The 714-nt window shown below is 64.7% G+C and carries 1 protein-coding gene and 1 pseudogene; both read left to right on the plus strand.

Features of this window, described 5'->3' with window-relative positions; translation table 11 throughout:
- Positions 1 to 355 (plus strand): electron transfer flavoprotein subunit beta/FixA family protein (locus ACYPXD_RS00005; protein WP_459706076.1); only part of this gene is annotated, 355 nt, incomplete at its 5' end.
- Positions 356 to 374: 19 nt separating this feature from the next.
- Positions 375 to 714, plus strand: a pseudogene (locus tag ACYPXD_RS00010) (electron transfer flavoprotein subunit alpha/FixB family protein); the annotation flags it as partial.

The following is a 714-nucleotide window of genomic DNA, read 5'->3' on the forward strand; positions in this document are numbered from 1 at the left end:
CGCACTCGCGGACCTGCCGCAGGCGACCTTCGCGTCGAAGGTGACGATCGCCGACGGCAAGGCCACGGTTGCGCGAGAAGTCGACGGCGGCGCCGAAACGCTCACGCTGAAGCTGCCCGCGGTGGTCACGACCGATCTGCGCCTGAACGAGCCGCGCTACGTGACACTGCCCAACATCATGAAGGCGAAGAAGAAGCCGCTCGAGACGCTCAAGCCTGAAGACCTCGGCGTCGACGTCAAGCCGCGTCTGAAGACGCTGAAGGTCACCGAACCGGCCGGACGCAGCGCCGGCGTGAAGGTGCCGGATGTGAAGACGCTGGTCGAGAAGCTGAAGAACGAAGCCAAGGTGCTGTAAGCGGACGGAGACACACGAGATGACGACGCTGGTAATTGCTGAACATGACAATCAGTCGCTGAAGGCGGCGACGCTGAACACCGTCGCGGCCGCGCAGAAGATCGGCGGTGACATTCACCTGCTGGTGGCAGGCCACAACGCACAGGGCGCAGCCGAAGCCGCATCGAAAGTCGCAGGCATCGCCAGGGTCCTGCTCGCCGATGCGCCGCAACTGGCCGAAGGCCTGGCGGAAAACGTCGAAGCGACGGTCCTCGCGCTTGTGCATGCGGCGAAGCACTACACGCACATCGTTGCGCCCGCAACGGCATACGGCAAGAACATCGCCCCGCGCATCGCGGCGAAACTCGACGTCGCGCAGA

Source organism: Paraburkholderia sp. 2C (assembly GCF_054589215.1).